This is a genomic window from Ensifer sp. SSB1 (assembly GCF_016652895.1).
Taxonomy (GTDB): Bacteria; Pseudomonadota; Alphaproteobacteria; order Rhizobiales; family Rhizobiaceae; genus Ensifer.
In genome coordinates this window covers 1-3,763 of sequence record NZ_JAEPRP010000320.1, presented here as the reverse complement: position 1 = coordinate 3,763, position 3,763 = coordinate 1, and the positions used below count along the sequence as shown (strand labels likewise).

Here is a 3,763-nt window from a genome sequence, read left to right as displayed (position 1 = left end):
AAGGAGGTGGCAGATGGCAAGACGGACGTCGTGGTCGGCACGCATGCACTGCTTGGCACGTCGGTCAACTTCGCCAATCTCGGCCTCCTGATCATCGACGAGGAGCAGCACTTCGGCGTCAAGCACAAGGAGCGGCTGAAGGAACTGAAGTCCGACGTGCACGTGCTGACGCTTTCGGCGACGCCGATACCGCGCACCTTGCAGCTCGCCTTGACCGGTGTTCGCGAACTGTCGCTGATCACGACGCCGCCGGTCGACCGCATGGCGGTGCGCACCTTTATCTCGCCCTTCGATGCCCTGGTGATCCGCGAAACACTGATGCGCGAACATTATCGCGGCGGTCAGAGCTTCTATGTCTGCCCGCGCTTGAGCGATCTGTCGGAAATCCACGATTTCCTGAAATCGGACGTTCCGGAACTGAAGGTCGCGGTTGCGCACGGCCAAATGCCGGCAACCGAGCTCGAAGACATCATGAACGCCTTCTACGACGGGCGATACGATGTGCTTCTGTCGACGACGATCGTCGAATCCGGTCTGGACGTCCCAACGGCCAATACGCTGATCGTGCACCGCGCCGATATGTTCGGCCTCGCCCAGCTCTATCAGCTGCGCGGTCGCGTCGGTCGCTCGAAGGTGCGTGCCTTCGCGCTCTTCACACTGCCGGTCAACAAGACGTTGACTGGAACCGCGGAACGCCGCCTGAAGGTGCTTCAGTCGCTCGACACGCTCGGTGCCGGCTTCCAGCTTGCCAGCCACGACCTCGATATCCGCGGTGCCGGCAACCTGCTCGGCGAGGAGCAATCGGGCCATATCAAGGAGGTCGGCTTCGAGCTCTACCAGCAGATGCTGGAGGAGGCGGTCGCCGAGCTCAAGGGTGAGGAAGAAATCCATGATACCGGTTGGTCGCCGCAGATTTCGGTCGGAACCCCGGTCATGATTCCCGAACACTACGTGCCGGACCTGCATCTGCGGCTCGGTCTCTACCGCCGTCTCGGCGAACTCACGGATCTCAAGGAAATCGACGGCTTCGGCGCCGAGATGATCGACCGCTTCGGGCCATTGCCGATCGAGGTCCAGCACCTCTTGAAGATCGTCTACGTCAAGTCTCTGTGCCGTACGGCGAATGTCGAGAAGCTCGATGCCGGACCGAAGGGCGTCGTTGTGCAGTTCCGCAACAAGGAGTTTCCGAACCCCGCGGCACTTGTCGGTTACATCGCCAAGCAGGGCACGCTTGCGAAGATCCGGCCGGACCACAGCATCTTCTTCCAAAGGGAACTGGCGACGCCGGAGAAGCGTCTTTCGGGTGCTGCGATGGTGATGACGCAGCTCGCCGGACTGGCGAAATAGCCGGCGTTAGAAATCGCGCTGACGCTGCCGCCTGTTGCGGCAGCGTCAGGATTGCGGCGGCTCAGTTCGGCTTGCCGCTGGCTTTCATCTCCGCGATTTCGCACAGCGCATTCGTCAACACGTCGACGGATTGCGCTCCCATCACGGCATATTGTCTCTCGATGATGAAGCAGGGCACACCGGTTACGCCCATCTCGCGGGCCATGCCGACCTCTTCCTTGACCGCGTCCTTGTCGGCATCGGAGGCGAGCAACGCCGTGATGACGGGACGATCGAGGCCGGCCTTCTCGGCGATATCGAGCAGCACGGCGTGATCGCCGACATTGCGGCCTTCTTCGAAATTCGCCTTGAACAGCAGGCCGACAACAGCTGACTGCGCTGCCTGGCCGTTGGTTGCGGCCCAGCGGACCAGCCGATGGGCGTCAAGCGTGTTCGGGCTGACTTTCACGGCATCGAAGTCGAAGGCGATGCCGTCGGCGTTTCCGAGTTCGCTCAACATGTCATGCGCGCGATCGACGGCCGCCTGGCCGCCAAGCTTCTCGGCAAGGTGCTTCTTGTGGTCGATGCCTTCCGGCGGCAGGTCGGGATTAAGCTGATAGGGACGCCAGTTGACGGTGACGAGCACGTCCGGGACATTGGCAATCGCCTGATCGAGCCTTGCCTTGCCCAGATAGCACCAGGGGCAGACGACGTCCGAGACGATATCGATGCTGACGGTTTGCATGGTGCGGGTGCCTTTCCTTGTTTGGTATATCGGCGAGATAAGCCGGTTTCATCCGGCTTTCAATGCGTTACCAAAAGGGAACCAACCCCTATTGCGCGCTTTGATCCCACCAGGTCGGAAGTTGGTAGCCATAGAGCGGCAACACATCGGGACGGCCGATATGCTTGCGCCGCGCCACCCACTGTGCGTCCAGGTGATAGAGCGGAACCAGGTAGGAGTTGTTGATCAGCAGCCGGTCGTGCGCGCGCACGGCAGCCGTGAAGTCCTCGGTCGTGCGAGCCTGGAGAATGTTGTTGATCATGCGGTCGACATCCTTGTCGGCGACGCCGGCAAAATTGTCGCTGCCCTGCCGGTCTCTCGCCTGGGACGACCAGCGCCCGGACTGCTCGACGCCGGGTGACAGAGTCGACGGGAACGATTTGATGATCACGTCATAGTCGAAGGATTGGCTGCGCTGCTGATATTGCGAATCGTCGACGGTGCGCACTGACACCTGGATGCCGAGCGGGGCGAGGAAGCGCTGATAGGCGAGCGCAATCTTTTCCTGACCTGCGTTCTGGCTCATGATTTCAAAGGCTAGCGGCGAACCCTTGGCGTCCACCATCTTGCCGTCCTTGATCTGGAAGCCGGCCTCGCGCATCAGCGAGACGGCGACGCGCAGCACATTGCGATCGCGCCCGGAGCCGTCAGTTACCGGCAGCCGATAGGTGCCATCGAGGATGGCCGGGTTGATGCGGTCGCGTGCATCGCCGATGAGGCCGAGTTCACGATCGTCAGCCGGCGCACCGAGGAAGCTCAGCGTCGAGTTCTGCCAGTAGCTCTGGGTGCGTGTATAGGCACCATCGAAGAGGTTCTTGTTGACCCACTCGAAATCAAACACCAGAGCTAGCCCCTGGCGCAGCTTGAGATTGTCGAACATCGGCTTGCGGGTGTTGAACACGATGCCGAGCATGCCGGACGGCGTCTTCGGCTTGAAGGTTTCCTTGACCACATCGCCGGAGCGGACGGCCGGGAAGTCGTAGCCGCGCGCCCACTTGGTAGCACTGCCTTCCGGGTAGATGTCGATTTCGCCCTTCTTGAACGCTTCGAACAGCGAGTTTTCCTGGAGGAAATACTCGACGGAAATTTCGTCGTAATTGTCCTGGCCGACCTTGGACGGCAGGTCCTTCGCCCAATAGTCCGGGTTTCTCTTGTAGACGATGCGCTCACCGGGCTTCACCTCGGCGACACGATAGGGGCCGGAGCCGAGCGGCGGCTTCAAACTCGTCTGATCGAAGGTAGCAACATCGATGGCGTGCTTCGGCAGGACCGGAGAGAGGCTGAGCAATAGCGGAAGTTCGCGGTCGACGTCCTCGGTAAAGGTGAAGCGCACGCCGCGGTCGCCGACCTTCTCCATCTTTGCTACTTTTGTCAGGCGGTTGCTGAAGGGTACACGTCCCTTGTCGCGCAACAGTTCAAAGGTGAAGATGACGTCGTCGGCTGTGACCGGTTGCCCGTCGGCCCAGCGGGCGTTGGGGTTCAGGTTGAACTGGATGAAGGTCCGGTCATCGTCCCATTCAACCGATTCGGCGAGCAGGCCATACATGGTGAAGGCTTCGTCCCGCGAGCGTTGCATCAGCGATTCGTAGACGAGGTTGCCGTATTCCGGGTCCCACATGCCGCGCGCTGTCGTGCGCATGCTTTTCAGAATGA

3 protein-coding genes are annotated in these 3,763 nt (G+C 60.9%); 1 reads left to right on the top strand and 2 read right to left on the bottom strand.

The window, feature by feature from the left end:
• Positions 1–1,347, top strand: a 1,347-nt coding sequence (locus I8N66_RS36590) for a TRCF domain-containing protein (RefSeq protein WP_291165322.1), incomplete at its 5' end; no start/stop codon positions are given.
• A 61-nt stretch (positions 1,348–1,408) separates the two neighbouring features.
• On the opposite strand, the gene I8N66_RS36585 is transcribed toward I8N66_RS36590, so the two are convergent.
• Both I8N66_RS36585 and I8N66_RS36580 read right to left on the bottom strand, forming a co-directional pair.
• Entirely contained in the window at positions 1,409–2,071 is a 663-nt protein-coding gene (locus I8N66_RS36585) for a DsbA family oxidoreductase (RefSeq protein WP_291165319.1), read from the bottom strand.
• 88 nt (positions 2,072–2,159) lie between these two features.
• A partial coding sequence (locus tag I8N66_RS36580; RefSeq protein WP_291165316.1) for an extracellular solute-binding protein occupies positions 2,160–3,763 on the bottom strand: 1,604 nt, incomplete at its 5' end.